The sequence below is a fragment of the Rothia sp. HMSC08A08 genome, assembly GCF_001808385.1.
In the GTDB taxonomy this organism is placed as follows: Bacteria; Actinomycetota; Actinomycetes; order Actinomycetales; family Micrococcaceae; genus Rothia; species Rothia dentocariosa.
In genome coordinates this window covers 87286-100589 of record NZ_KV793056.1, presented here as the reverse complement: position 1 = coordinate 100589, position 13304 = coordinate 87286, and the positions used below count along the sequence as shown (strand labels likewise).

Annotated in this window: 13 protein-coding genes; 10 read left to right on the top strand and 3 right to left on the bottom strand. The window is 54.4% G+C overall.

Annotated features, from left to right (window positions below; translation table 11 throughout):
- Positions 1–42: 42 nt before the first annotated feature.
- Positions 43–1158: a signal recognition particle-docking protein FtsY gene (gene ftsY / locus HMPREF3164_RS01070; RefSeq protein WP_080972605.1), complete on the top strand. Its 1116-nt coding sequence runs from the start codon at positions 43–45 to the stop codon at positions 1156–1158.
- A 142-nt stretch (positions 1159–1300) separates the two neighbouring features.
- Here the strand turns inward: ftsY and HMPREF3164_RS01065 are convergent, their stop codons facing one another.
- Positions 1301–1750: an NUDIX hydrolase gene (locus HMPREF3164_RS01065; protein WP_070448494.1), complete on the bottom strand. Its 450-nt coding sequence runs from the start codon at positions 1748–1750 to the stop codon at positions 1301–1303.
- 189 nt (positions 1751–1939) lie between these two features.
- Here HMPREF3164_RS01065 and ffh point away from each other — a divergent pair, with 189 nt between their 5' ends.
- From ffh to trmD, 7 genes are all read left to right on the top strand, one after another.
- Complete coding sequence (gene ffh / locus HMPREF3164_RS01060; RefSeq protein ID WP_013399233.1) at positions 1940–3526, top strand: signal recognition particle protein; 1587 nt, start codon at positions 1940–1942, stop codon at positions 3524–3526.
- A gap of 406 nt (positions 3527–3932) precedes the next feature.
- On the top strand, positions 3933–6344 hold the full coding sequence (locus HMPREF3164_RS01055; RefSeq protein WP_070448493.1) for a hypothetical protein: 2412 nt from the start codon (positions 3933–3935) through the stop codon (positions 6342–6344).
- A gap of 52 nt (positions 6345–6396) precedes the next feature.
- Positions 6397–6882: an NUDIX domain-containing protein gene (locus tag HMPREF3164_RS01050; RefSeq protein ID WP_048751484.1), complete on the top strand. Its 486-nt coding sequence runs from the start codon at positions 6397–6399 to the stop codon at positions 6880–6882.
- 203 nt (positions 6883–7085) lie between these two features.
- Positions 7086–7517: a 30S ribosomal protein S16 gene (gene rpsP, locus HMPREF3164_RS01045; protein WP_013399230.1), complete on the top strand. Its 432-nt coding sequence runs from the start codon at positions 7086–7088 to the stop codon at positions 7515–7517.
- Positions 7518–7519: 2 nt separating this feature from the next.
- The gene (locus HMPREF3164_RS01040; protein WP_004004867.1) at positions 7520–7762 is read left to right on the top strand and encodes an RNA-binding protein; all 243 of its coding nucleotides are present in this window, start codon (positions 7520–7522) and stop codon (positions 7760–7762) included.
- A gap of 190 nt (positions 7763–7952) precedes the next feature.
- Positions 7953–8591, top strand: coding sequence for a ribosome maturation factor RimM (gene rimM, locus HMPREF3164_RS01035; RefSeq protein WP_048751478.1), 639 nt, complete (start codon positions 7953–7955; stop codon positions 8589–8591).
- Positions 8592–8594: 3 nt separating this feature from the next.
- Positions 8595–9476 (top strand): tRNA (guanosine(37)-N1)-methyltransferase TrmD, encoded by an 882-nt coding sequence (trmD, locus tag HMPREF3164_RS01030; RefSeq protein WP_070448492.1) that lies wholly within the window; start codon positions 8595–8597, stop codon positions 9474–9476.
- Between the two features lie 47 nt (positions 9477–9523).
- On the opposite strand, the gene HMPREF3164_RS01025 is transcribed toward trmD, so the two are convergent.
- Both HMPREF3164_RS01025 and HMPREF3164_RS01020 read right to left on the bottom strand, forming a co-directional pair.
- Positions 9524–10108: a hypothetical protein gene (locus HMPREF3164_RS01025; protein ID WP_246822543.1), complete on the bottom strand. Its 585-nt coding sequence runs from the start codon at positions 10106–10108 to the stop codon at positions 9524–9526.
- 81 nt (positions 10109–10189) lie between these two features.
- Complete coding sequence (locus HMPREF3164_RS01020; RefSeq protein WP_048755323.1) at positions 10190–10603, bottom strand: MmcQ/YjbR family DNA-binding protein; 414 nt, start codon at positions 10601–10603, stop codon at positions 10190–10192.
- Positions 10604–10783: 180 nt separating this feature from the next.
- Between HMPREF3164_RS01020 and ettA the strand changes: the two genes are divergently transcribed.
- Together ettA and HMPREF3164_RS01010 are read left to right on the top strand one after the other, a co-directional pair.
- Positions 10784–12463, top strand: coding sequence for an energy-dependent translational throttle protein EttA (gene ettA / locus HMPREF3164_RS01015; RefSeq protein WP_070448490.1), 1680 nt, complete (start codon positions 10784–10786; stop codon positions 12461–12463).
- A gap of 266 nt (positions 12464–12729) precedes the next feature.
- A complete protein-coding gene (locus tag HMPREF3164_RS01010; protein ID WP_239662017.1) occupies positions 12730–13278 on the top strand; it encodes an HdeD family acid-resistance protein in 549 nt (182 codons plus the stop codon).
- The last annotated feature ends 26 nt before the right edge of the window (positions 13279–13304 follow it).

The window sequence follows — 13304 nt, the reverse complement described above, 5'->3', positions numbered from 1 at the left end:
AAGCCCCCTTTTCATCTTCATACCAGCCGGTAAGCTAGTAGTGTGAATGAATCAATGTGGATAATCCTGGCAGTTGTGCTGGGTGTATTAGTGATTGCTGGCGTCATTTTCGCCTTTACACGCGGTGCTAAAGCGCCGCGTGGCGGGTATCCGAGCACACGTGATGCTGATGATACGCAGACGGAAGACACATCGGAAGAGACCGAGCAACCAGCCTCCCATTACGATATTCCTGATCCTTCGGCGGGGCGTCTGGTGCGGCTGCGTGCCCGTTTGGCGCGGTCGAACAACATGCTGGGTAAGGGGCTTTTGGCTCTGCTCTCACGAGATCGCATCGATCAGGATGTCTGGGATGAGGTCGAAGAGACTCTACTCATGGCTGATTTGGGGGCTGAGCCGACCACTCGCCTAGTGGAGGCGCTTCAGAAACGGGTGCGTGTGGAGGGAACCGATAACCCCGCCGCCGTGAAGAAGATGCTTCATGAAGAGCTTCTTGAGATTATTGGTCCCACAATGGATCGTGAGCTAAAGACCGAGGGCACCGACGGTAATCCCGGCGTGGTGCTTGTGGTCGGCGTGAACGGCGTAGGGAAGACCACGACGGTCGGTAAGATCGCCCGTGTGATGGTTGCGGACGGAAATTCGCTTCTGCTGGGCGCGGCTGATACCTTCCGTGCGGCGGCTTCCGAACAGCTGACGACCTGGGGCGACCGCGTGGGCGTGAAGACCGTGCGCAGCGAGAAGGAAGGTGCTGATCCTGCCTCTGTTGCTTTCGACGCGGTGAAGACCGCTAAAGCTGAGGGTATCGGCACGGTGCTGGTTGATACCGCGGGTCGCCTGCAGAATAAGGCCGGTTTGATGGATCAGCTCGGCAAGATCAAACGCGTGATCGAAAAGGAAGCCCCCGTGACCGAGGTGCTTTTGGTGATTGACGCGACAACCGGGCAGAACGGTATGGTGCAGGCGAAGGTCTTCGGCGAAATCGTGGATGTGACCGGTATTGTGCTCACCAAGCTCGACGGTACCGCGAAGGGCGGCATCGTGGTGGCGATTCAGGAAGAATTGGGTGTTCCCGTCAAGCTCGTGGGACTCGGCGAAGGCCCGGACGATCTGGCCCCCTTCGACCCCGAAGGCTTCGTGGATGCGCTTCTCGATTAGCGGCTGAACCCTGCTCTTGTGCGTCGTGCATTTTAGCGGAGCATATCAATGAGGCGATATTTCCGGGAGTGTTTTCTTCATCTTAAATTGTTACCAGATGAAGAAAACGCTCCCGCTTTGTGTATTCGCTTGCCAGAACACCCTATTCACGAGTTGCCAGGTGTTTTAGCTTCCCATCCCACTGCGGCAGTTCGTGCACGAGAAACTCTGGTTTGAGCGGATAATCCGCCAGAGAATTGAGCGGCAGCCAGACACAGGGGTAGCGATGCTCCTCTTCGCAGATGGTTATCGGAACCGCTTCAGAATCAACCTCCACGAGGTAGTGAAATTCAATGCGGTGGTTCGGTATACCGTGCACTGTGAAAAGGTGCTCTCCTACGAACGCAAGCTGCCGAACCGTGCAGCCGATGCCTAGTTCTTCGCGTACTTCGCGACGCACCGCATCCGCGCTGTGCTCACCAACTTGTACAGCGCCGCCGGGCACAAAATATTTGCCGTCGTGACTGTAGGTCAAGAGCTTACCGGCGTGTATGATCAGTGCCGAAGCTCGCACACCGTACTGATATCCTGCAGCTGTCGTTCGAAAATCCATACCTTTATTATCTAACTGCGTATTGTATACAGTTTCGCCAAACGCTCATTGTGAGGGTGTCATCGACAGTAGATCTTGGCACATCCTGTATCCTTGGAGATTGAGTAAGCATCTTAAAAATGGGCGACCATCTTGGTTTCAAGCTGGGTGCAGTCCGTTTCCTCGACGATAAGAAAGTGATCACGGCTCGTGTTCAATTCTCTCTCTGACCGTTTGACGGCAACCTTTAAAAACCTGCGTGGCAAGGGCCGCCTCTCTGAGGCAGACATTGACGCAACCGTCCGCGAAATTCGCCGCGCCCTGCTGGATGCGGATGTCGCCGTGCCTGTTGTCCGTGAATTCGCTGCACATATTAAGGAGCGTGCCCTCGGTGCTGAGGTCTCAGAAGCGCTCAACCCTTCACAGCAGATCGTCAAGATTGTCAACGAAGAGCTTATTACCATTTTGGGTGGGCAGACTCGCCGCATTAACATGGCGAAGACCGGTCCCACCATTATTATGCTGGCTGGTCTACAGGGTGCCGGTAAAACCACGTTGGCGGGTAAACTCGCAAAGTGGCTCAAGGGGCAGGGGCATACCCCTATCCTGGTGGCATCTGATTTGCAGCGTCCGAACGCGGTGACCCAGCTGAAGGTTGTGGGTGAGCGTGCGGGCGTGCCCGTTTTCGCGCCTCACCCGGGCGTGACCAGTGAATTTGATACCCCTACCGGCGATCCTGTGCAGGTTGCACGAGATGGCGTTGCTGAAGCGCGTGCGAAGCTTCATGACGTGGTAATCGTTGATACTGCAGGCCGTTTGGGTGTGGATGCTGAACTCATGCAGCAGGCACGTAATATCCGCGATGCTATTGAGCCTCAAGAAGTCCTGTTCGTGATTGATGCGATGATCGGTCAGGACGCCGTGAATACCGCAAATGCCTTCAACGAGGGTGTGGACTTCACCGGAGTGGTGCTCTCTAAACTCGATGGTGACGCCCGCGGTGGTGCGGCTCTTTCCGTTGCTTCGGTTACCGGCAAACCTATTATGTTCGCATCCACGGGTGAGAACGTGGATGATTTCGAGCAGTTCCACCCCGACCGTATGGCCAGCCGTATTCTGGATATGGGCGATGTGCTCACCCTGATCGAGCAGGCAGAGGCCACGTGGGATAAGGCAGAAGCCGACCGCATGGCCAAGAAATTCATTGATCAGGAAGATTTCACCTTTGATGATTTCTTGGCGCAGATGCAGCAGATTCGCAAGCTGGGTTCCATGAAGAAACTTCTCATGATGATGCCCGGTGCCGCCCAGATGCGCCAGCAGCTAGAGTCTTTTGACGAACGTGAAATTGACCGCGTTGAAGCTATCGTACGTTCGATGACCCCGCATGAACGTGTGGCACCGAAGATCATTAACGGTTCACGCCGTGCGCGTATCGCGAAAGGTTCGGGCGTGACTGTTTCTGAGGTGAATCAGCTCATGGAGCGTTTTGCTCAGGCACAGAAGATGATGAAGAAGCTTGCCACCGGCAAGATGTCTGGTATGCCCGGCGGCATGCAGATGCCCGGTATGGCCGCGGCTGGCGGAAGTAACCGTAAAAAGAATAAGAAAAATAATAACAAGAAGAAGGCGGGTCGCTCAGGCAACCCCATGAAGCGTAAGCAGCAAGAGGCAGAGGCACTTGCCGCTCAGAAGGCACGCCAGGGTGCGGCTTTCGGGCAGCAGGCGCAGCAGCAAGAAGATCTTGATCTTTCGAAGATGAATCTGCCGAAGGGCTTTGAGAAGTTCCTACAGTAGAGGGACTGTGAAATGGTGTTCGCGGTGTTCTGGCGGCTTTATGAAGGAGCCGTCAAACATCGTGAACGTTGTTTGACAAGAATTTACCGGTGTATGAAGACGACTCACTCCGTATTCACACATCATGAAGACATACGCGTTACTCTGGTATAGAGGATTCGATAATACCGCGCCTATGACACACACCATCAGGTCACGTGCTGCAGGCTGAAAACCTGCATGAGAAAACGGATCCGATTGATAGGCGTGGAATGCAGATCTCTACAGTGTGCATCCGATGATTCGTAACGCCGTTTCTCACCGGCGATGCCCTAAATGCGAACTGCGCCTACAAATTAGCAGAAGGCTTTACGGTGTTAGTAGCGGGGCAGATGAGGCAAACGGCAGAACGCTATTAAGGGGAAGAATGCAGAACAACGAGCAACATCACCGAGACTCGGCGCAGGGCGGCGCTGAACAGAACGGTCGTGAGCGCCATGAAACTGCCAACCCTTGGACTTACACCAAGCCGGAGGCATCTGCCAGTCAAAATGGCACCGTCCCGGATTATTTATGGGTTCGCCTGTCTTTAGAGTATGGTGAAAACACCCCCGACATCGCCGGTTCTAAAGTGGTCTATTCTAGTGACTCTAGTGATGATACTGGTCCTGAAACTGCGGATGTTGCGAGCGCTATTATTGACCTGATCCGGCGGGCGAAACAACTTCATGAGGAGAAAGAACACCGCATTGATCCGCGTGAAGTAGATGATGTTGCTGCCTCACTAGCCCATGATGATCTGACGGTCGAAGAACTTAACCAGATGTGGCAGGATACTCCGGCTCCCCAAGACCCGGATAGCTCCGAGGAAGACGGAGAACATTATTCGGCTCCTCGGCATGACCATGCGGGTTCTCCCGAAGAGATCTTTGATGTGACTTTTTCTGATGTTGAGGATGAGAACCTGCACCGTCGCCGCATGTTGGCGCGCGCCGCCAGCGATCATGATGTAATTCAGGCTCTTATAGAGCTGACTCGGGAACGGCCCGAACTTATTGCCTATGAGATGGGTGAGCGTGAGGTTCAGATATATGTTTTGTGTTCGCTTAATCCCGCAGGTTATCTGAACGTTTTGCATGTGGCACACGGACAGATTCGCAAGGGTGAGCCCTTGGAAGAATACGTTGAGTGGCTTCTTGAACGCATGCCAGTAACCGGTATTGCTCTTGAAGAAGAACCCGGGATGTGGGTACCGGTACCGCATGATGTTTACCAGATCGAATTTTTAGTTGATGGCGATGCCGCGGCGCTTCTAGATATTAACCTGGATGCACTCACCAGCATGCTCCTCACCCAGCCGGAACGCCAGATTGTCGCAGCCCCGGCAGGAACATGGACGATTATTAGCGGCGATCCGCATGACATTTTGGCTGTTATCGCCGAAGCAAAGTGTCATGCCTTGATTGCGGAGGGGAATGCGCATCAACAGCATCTCATCTTTATGGAGGCCCCTCAAGAGCTAGAGCAGGACGAAAACGCACCTGCCTGGATGTTGGGCGAGCCGGAGGAGAAGGATTCGACCATTCTGGAGTTCTTCTGGCAGTCTGTTCCGAAGACTCTCACACGAACTATGACTCGTGAACATTGCGATTCTTATGAGGGTTCTTTGGAAGATATTCTGACGAGTCTGCCAGGTTTGCCGCCTGAGCCTTTTGGCCTGGACCAAGACGAGCTTACTCGCTCTATTGTTGAGCTTTCCCTGCTTTTCGGTGTTCCTTCTGGAACTTCTGCGGGAAGGCGCCTTGAAAGCTATCTGCGAGATACGAAGAACACTCTTGCTCTCGAATCGGTGCTTCAGCTATTGCACGTTCCCGTTGAGCTGGCAGCGGTACCGACGGAAGGGCTTGAGATCGGTGCTATTGGAACCGCTCGTGTATTTGGCGAAGACCCTGCTGAATTGCTGGCGGCACCTCATGACGAAAGTTCGTCTCAAGTAGACATGGATCCTGCGCAGAGTGACGATAACTCACTGTCTGCACATTACCAGTCCGATAAACTTCCCGATATAGAGGCTTTAAAACGCAGCTATCGTCTGGTAGCTACAAACCGCCGTGTGACTCTTGCGGAGTGGCTTGCTGCGTCTCAAAGTGGCGAGATTCCTTACGAATATACTCATGTGGGTACCACCAAACAACGGGATAATCAGCAGAACGAGTCTTTGGTGAAGAAGCCTTCCTCAAGTCCGCGTGTGGATGCGTCTAGCCCTAGCGGTGCATCAAACAAAGCGGTCGTTGAGACGAACTCTTCAACGCATACAGTTCAGCCCGCACACTCGGAATCGCCTGGTGAGACTTCTGCTGGAAAAGATCCCAAAAATCGTTTGCTTACCCGTGTTTTTCGGGTGGACGGTACCGCGCAGTTGGGGCTGGCAACCGTGTTTTGGACTGTTGCGCGCCGCAAAAAAGCGCAGGGTAAGAGCGCCCCAATTTTGACAGCTCTGAGTACTGTTCTCGCAGCTGGCGGCACGAGTGAGATTCTCTTAGCGCCTCGTCTCGCTCGGCTTGCTGGCGAGAAACTTGATGAGCATCGCAGTAAAGAAGCTTCAGACGCTCCCGTAAGCGCGGAGCTCGTGCGCCGGGGCGATAACCCGCAGGGCGCATCGTCGGAGGGGCTGCACCGGCGAACCTTAGTTGATGACCTGCGTGACGGCATCTACGTGGAAGCTCCGCGTAAGTCCCGCAAAGCCTGCTCACAGGCCGCGAGTTCCACGTCAGATGCTTCGTCCGCCGCAGAGCTGGGGGAGAGGGTACGTCGTACCGTCCGTAAGTTCTTCTCTTAAAACCTTCAACGCTTGCAAGAACCATGCTTAAGTACAGACGAAAGCGGAATCTATGAAAGATACATATTTAAGCCATGAGGAACTGGTAGCTTTTATTGCAACACTTCCAACACGTCGACTTGCCGCCGGAGCGCTTATTCGCAATGAAGAAGGCGAACTACTTGTGGTGAAGCCGAACTACAAGGACGGCTGGATTCTTCCGGGCGGAACCGTAGAGGCGGGCGAGGCACCGAAAACAGGATGCTTCCGTGAGGTTCAGGAAGAGCTAGGGCTTACCCTAACTCCGGGTCGTTTGGTGGCTATTTTCCATGGGCTCGCATTAGGTGTCTGGGGCGATTCCACATATTACATGTACGATGCGGGCGTTATTCCGCGCGACACCCCCATTACTTTGCAGAATGATGAACTGGTGACCTATGAGTGGGTGGCCGGCGAAAACTTGGGCGATTACGTGCGCCCGGCGATGGTGAGGCGGCTGCAAGAAGCCTTGAAAGCCCTAGAAACCGGCGAAGTTCTTGAGATAAGCTCCGACGATTAACGCTATAACAGCGACATATGCCCGAAAACGCGGGGATCCGCTAGATTTAAATCGCCCTATTTGTTACCCTATCTGAGTACCCGACATTGCGTGACCCCTCTCTTCGCGCTTTGTTGTGTCCATAGAGACTTCGTGAACGGCCCGCCCCACGGGCGCTGAAGCGCGGTTTCGCACCAAGTATTGAAACAGGAGTAACCACTACAGTGGCTGTTAAAATTCGTCTCAAGCGTATGGGTAAGATCCGCGATCCTCGCTACCGTATTGTGATTGCGGATTCTCGCGTGAAGCGTGATGGTAAGACTATCGAAGAGATCGGTATCTACCACCCGACCGAGCAGCCCTCGCGTATCGAGATTAACTCTGAGCGTGCTCAGTACTGGCTGTCTGTTGGCGCACAGCCGACCGAACAGGTCTTGGCTCTGCTGAAGCTCTCAGGTGACTGGGCAACTTTCAAGGGCGAGAAGGCTGAGAACAGCATCAAGCCCGTTGAGCCTAAGGCTGAGTTCGTTGTCCCTCAGAAGGGTTCCGTTATTCTTCCTGAGGCTATCACCCCCAAGGCCGATAAGGCTGAGGAAGCAACCGAGGAGGCTCCTGCTGAAGCTGAAGCAGAGGCTGCCGAGGAAGCAGCTGAGTAATTATGTTGGCTGATGCACTCGAACACTTGGTTCGAGGGATTGTCGAGCATCCGGACGATGTGAAAGTGCGTTTGCGCCAGCAGCGCCATCGCGAGACGCTGGAGGTTCGGGTACATCCCGATGATTTGGGTCGAGTGATTGGTCGTTCGGGCCGAACCGCTAAGAGCATTCGCACCGTAATGGATGCGATTTCTGAGGGCGATCAGGTTCGGATCGATATTATCGACACCGACAGAAAACGTTAGCTGATATAGCATCAAGAGCGTTCCACCACCGACAAGGTGTTGGAACGTTCTGCTTTAACCATGAGAATTTTCATCAGGTAATCGCACGGCAGGCGGGTGCCTCCAAAGCTTATGAGAGTCTGCGCTTTTTCGGACCTGCCGGTAGAATATTAGGTGTCTACAAGCCCCAGTTTTTCTAGAGGTTTACAACATGCAGGTTTTGGTTGCGCGCATCGGCAAACCGCACGGTATTCGTGGTGAAGTTACGGTTCAACTCTTCACAGATATCCCCGAGGAGCGCTTTGCCCCCGGAGAAGTTCTCGACTTGGAAAACTTCACCCCGAAGAGCCCTGTGGCCACTGTTGCACCAACGGGCAGGCTTAAAGTAGCGGGGCATCGTTGGAATAAGAAGATTCTGGTGGTGCGTTTTGAGGAAGTCACTACCCGCAACCAAGCGGAAGAGCTGCGGGGCAGCCGCCTGATGTTTGAGGTTCCCGAGGACGAAGATGATGAAGGCTTCTACGAACAGGAACTCGTGAACCTGCCCGTATATCTTCTGGTGAAGGTTCCTGAGGGGGAGAACCCCGTCAATAATCCTAAAGCGGGGAAGCCTCTGGGAAAGGTTACCGGTCTGCAGACCATGCCCGCGCAGGATATACTGCTCGTTAAACTTGCTGCCGAACACGGCGGCGACGAGATTATGATTCCCTTCGTCGAAGAGATCGTTCCTGAAGTTGTGACCACCGCTGAGGACGAACCCGGTTTCGTGCTTCTGACCCCGCCACCCGGTCTTATCAACGTGGCTGAAGCAGAATCTGCCGTATCGAACTCAGATAATACGGGGGAGTAGCCTGTGCGCTACGACGTTATCACTATTTTTCCCGAGTACTTGACACCGTTAGACCTCTCGCTGGTAGGGAAAGCCCGCGAAAACGGTTTGGTCGATCTGCGTGTGCATAATCTGCGTGACTATACCTTCGACCGTCACCACACGGTTGATGATACTCCCTACGGCGGCGGTGCTGGTATGGTCATGAAACCGGAACCTTGGGGGCTTGCGCTTGATGAAGTGCTTGCGAATTCACCGCAGCGGGCGGAGGAGGAGCACCACGAAAATAATCGCGATGAGCCGAAAGAACAGCGAGAAAGAGCAGAGGAAAATTCGAGTCCTCAGAAACTCGTGCCTGCGCAGGATAATCGTCCTCTCTTGATTGTTCCTTCCCCGGCGGGCGCGGTTTTTAACCAGCAAATGGCTTATGAACTCGCTGAGGAACAGCATATTGCGTTTGCTCCCGCGCGTTATGAAGGTATTGATGAACGGGTGCTCGACTGGGCACAAACCCGCTTCCGCGTGTTTCCCGTCTCTATGGGGGACTATGTGCTCTACGGCGGAGAAGTTGCGGTGATGGCGATGATCGAGGCTATTACTCGACTAATTCCCGGGGCATTGGGAAACCCAGAATCTCTTGCAGAAGAGTCGCACACCGGCGGGCTTTTGGAGTACCCGGTGTACACGAAACCGGCGCAGTGGCGCGACTACGAGGTTCCGCCTATCCTGCTGTCGGGCAACCACGGTGCTATTGCCAGGTGGCGGCGTGAGCAGCAGATTGAACGTACCATGAGTCGCCGCCCCGACCTTTTTGCGGCGTACCCCGAGGAGAAGTGGGATAAGAAAGACCGGCGTTTTCTTGCCGAGCGCGGTGTGCATTTCCCCAAATCTCGTCAAGCAGACTAAACCGGAAGAGCTCTAACACCCCGCACCGTTGCATTCGTTGAAGCCCCTTACAGTTGATGGCTAAAACTAAAACGTTCAAAGTCGAGAATATCGTAAACAACGGCGCGCCCCTGAACCCAATAAATCTTACTCGGGGCACCCGGATCCTCCGCAGGCTTATACCTGCTGCCCAGGGCACGGGAGAGCGAGCCGCGCATCGAGAATGATAACGGGCGGTGAGTACTCGTATGCTCATAGCGGGCAAGATCTAGAGGTTCAGGGTCAGTAAATTCCTCTACCTGAGCGAGAGCAAGCATCCGGTCCTCTAAACTACCGTGACGTTCCGCCGAAAAACCGGCATCCAACCAACTATCACGCAACTCGGAAGGCATCAGCTGAGGAACATCATCACGCCTCTCAAAACCGTGCGATTCGGGCGCCGGAATAACCGGCAGATCAGGCTTACGATAGATCATCAAAATTTCCAGCTCACCGCCTAGCTTACGGGTACGCAGAATTTCCTGGCGAATGTGCCGAACCGTTTTCTCAGGGCATGAAAAACCCCACGGAACCGCAGGAATACCGAGAGCATGCGCCTTCTGAAACCTATCATAGGCGCGCAGAACCACCCCGCCGGTACGTCCATGCGCCATGTATGCATAATTGTAATCAGCAGAAAGCTTCAGAAAAAGAACGGGATCGCTGGCGGGAATATACATGTGAGCCTGCAGTATCTAATGTTTTTCGGGAACCGGGCGCTCGCGGAATTCGATAGGGCGCTTTGCCTTGGGCAGGGCGTACATAATACGCAGGTAAGCATCTTCGATGAGCTCTTCAAGAAGCTGGCGCGTAACACCCTTGCCTGCGCTGACCGAAATCCAATGCCGTTTATTCATATGCCACCCTGGAATAATGCTTGGGTACATGCGCTGCAGAACCTCGGATTCTTCGGGGTCGGTCTTCAGATTCACGATCGGGTAGCCGATACCGTTTGTGTACATAGCAAAAATTTTGCCGCTAATGCGGTACACCGTATTACGTGGTCCGAAAGGCTGATCGGAGGTAGCCAACGGCATAGTAAGCGCAATCTGATCGACAACCTTATGGAGGTCTTCGGCGGTTATCTCTTGAGAATTTGGTGTACCCATACCTTCGAGTCTAACGGCTGTTACACCGTAGTGAAAGGACTCAAAGTTTGAGAAAACCAAAACCAAGCCGCCGGGGCGGTTTACATCTGTAGAACGTCGAAAACCCAGAAGGAATATACCCGTAAAATCTGCGGCGAAAACCGCGTGCGCATCCAAAGAATCACGGTAGAATAGAACACTATGGCTGAATTTATTTACACGATGACCAAAGCCCGCAAAACTGTGGGCGATAAGGTCATTCTTAACGACGTTTCCATGTCGTTCTTCCCGGGCGCCAAGATTGGTATGGTTGGTCCCAACGGCGCCGGTAAGTCGACCATCCTGAAAATCATGGCTGGCTTGGATCAGCCCTCAAACGGCGAGGCACGCCTCTCGCCTGAATACAGCGTAGGTATTCTGCTTCAGGAACCGCCGCTGAACGAAGAGAAAACCGTGCTCGGCAACGTCGAAGAAGGCGTGGGCGAGATCAAGACGAAGCTGGATCGTTTCAACGAAATTTCCGCGCTCATGGCTGAACCTGACGCTGATTTTGATGCCCTCATGGAAGAAATGGGTAAGCTGCAGGAAGCTATCGATGCCGCAAACGCCTGGGATCTAGACTCCCAGCTGGAACAAGCTATGGAGGCACTTCGCTGCCCACCCGCCGACGCCCCCGTCACCCACCTCTCCGGCGGTGAGCGCCGCCGCGTGGCACTGTGCAAGCTCCTGCTGCAGAAACCAGACCTGCTTCTACTCGACGAGCCCACCAACCACCTAGATGCTGAGTCGGTGCTGTGGCTTGAGCAGCATCTGCAGTCCTACGAAGGTGCGGTCATTGCGATTACTCACGACCGCTACTTCCTAGACCACGTTGCCGAATGGATCGCCGAGGTTGACCGCGGCAACCTCTACCCTTACGAAGGCAACTACTCCACCTACCTTGAGAAGAAGCGTGCCCGCCTTGAAGTTCAGGGCAAGAAGGACGCGAAACTCGCTAAACGCCTGAACGAAGAGCTGGAGTGGGTGCGCTCAAACTCGAAGGGACGTCAGGCGAAGTCGAAAGCACGTTTGGCACGTTACGAAGAGATGGCGGCCGAGGCTGAGAAGACCCGCAAACTCGATTTTGAAGAGATTCAGATTCCGCCGGGGCCGCGCCTGGGCAACCTGGTGATTGAGGCCGAGAACCTGCAGAAGGGTTTTGACGGGCGCTCGCTCATTAACGGTCTGTCGTTCTCGCTGCCGCGGAACGGCATTGTGGGTGTGATTGGCCCGAACGGTGTGGGTAAATCGACCCTGTTCAAGACCATCGTCGGTTTGGAAGAGCTTGACGGCGGCTCGCTCAAGGTCGGCGAAACCGTGAAGATCTCCTATGTCGATCAGAACCGCGCCAACATTGACCCCGAAAAGAGCCTGTGGGAGGTTGTCTCGGACGGTCTGGATTATATCCAGGTCGGCAATGTTGAGATGCCTTCGCGTGCCTATGTTTCGGCGTTCGGGTTCAAGGGGCCGGATCAGCAGAAGAAAGCGGGTGTGCTCTCCGGTGGTGAGCGTAACCGCCTGAATTTGGCGCTGACTCTCAAACAGGGCGGAAACCTGCTGCTGCTGGACGAGCCCACCAACGACCTTGATGTGGAAACCCTGGCGTCGCTTGAGAATGCTCTGCTGGAATTCCCTGGATGCGCCGTCGTCGTCTCCCACGACCGTTGGTTCCTCGACCGTGTGGCGACCCATATCCTCGCATGGGAAGGCACCGAAGAAAATCCGGATCAGTGGTACTGGTTCGAGGGTAACTTCGAGTCTTACGAGAAGAACAAGATCGAACGTCTGGGACCGGAAGCTGCGAAGCCGCACCGCGTGGTGCACCGCAAGCTTACTCGCTAGGGGTAGCTGATAGCTGTAGCCCCGCCTCCTGATGCTGTTATGACTCAGGAGGCGGGGCTTTGCTGTGCCTGATGGGGGGGCATGATCCCGCTATCTCACGTGTTGCTCCGCTACGTGTTGGCTGTTCGTCGGTAGAAATAGTTCGCCCAGTGGTGACCGGTACATCATGGCGGAGTTCACATTCGTGGTTTATAATGGGTGTGTACTGTTGATGTATTTCATAAGAAGGAGAGTGCATCATTCTCTCAAAATATAACTGGACGTCCTTGGTCACCGGTCTGTTGCTGATTGCAGCGGCAATCTACATGTTCGCCGATCCCGCTACTCCGCTGGTAGTTCTGGGTTATGTGTTCTCCTTTGCGGTGCTGCTCGGTGGCGTGTTTGAAGTGGTGCGTTACTTCGGCACGCCAAAGCAGGCACGTACCGGCTGGGACCTGGTTGACGGCATCTTGACCGTGGTGGCTGGTCTGATTCTGCTGACTGCCTCGGTGGGTGCACAGGCAACCTACATCCCGATCGTTGTGGGCATATGGATGGTTGCATGGGCGCTGATTCGTCTGATGACCGCCCAGGAAATGAAACACCTAAACTATGCCGCTGGGAGCCACCTGCAGTTCTCTGCGATTGGTTCCCTGATTCTGGGCTTCCTCGTGCTGCTGTTCCCGATGATCTTCGGCGTGGCGGCAGTATGGATGGCAGCCCTGGGGCTTCTGGTGACCGGTCTGGTGTTCGTGGGTGACTTCTTCGTTTCCCGCCGCACCAAGAGCACCGTGCATATTTCCCCGGACGGTGCGATTGACGTCGAAGCTAGATAAGAGCTTCCTAACGGCTTCTAGACCGT